At 37.2% G+C, this 390-nt stretch carries 1 protein-coding gene; it reads left to right on the forward strand.

Annotated elements, in window-relative coordinates; translation table 11 throughout:
• On the forward strand, nucleotides 1-390 hold a 390-nt coding region (locus ON15_RS06785), incomplete at both ends, for an IS256 family transposase (RefSeq protein WP_040524920.1).

Genomic DNA, 390 nt, shown 5'->3' on the forward strand with positions numbered 1-390 from the left:
TGCCTAGTACACGTTATGCGTAATATTGGTTCGCATGTGCGTTTAAAAGATCGTGAGGCGATCTTAAGTGACTTTAAAGAGTTGCATTCAGCGACCGATGTAACTGCAGCACACAAGATCTTAAATGATTTTTATGGTGCATGGGGGAAATCGTATTCCAATCTGATCCAGCAACTTAAATCCATTGAAAATGAACTACTAGCTTTCTTGAATTTTCCTCCTGCCATTCGACCAACAATTTATTCAACCAATATCTTAGAATCACTGAACAAAAGAATCAAACGCAAGACCAAACCAAAGGAACAATTTCCAAATGAAAAATCTTTAGACAATTTCATTGGAGTTCAAGTCATAAGCTATAACGAAAAGTACTTCAATCGTAGCCATCGC

It is taken from the genome of Liquorilactobacillus vini DSM 20605, assembly GCF_000255495.1.
GTDB lineage: Bacteria > Bacillota > Bacilli > Lactobacillales > Lactobacillaceae > Liquorilactobacillus > Liquorilactobacillus vini.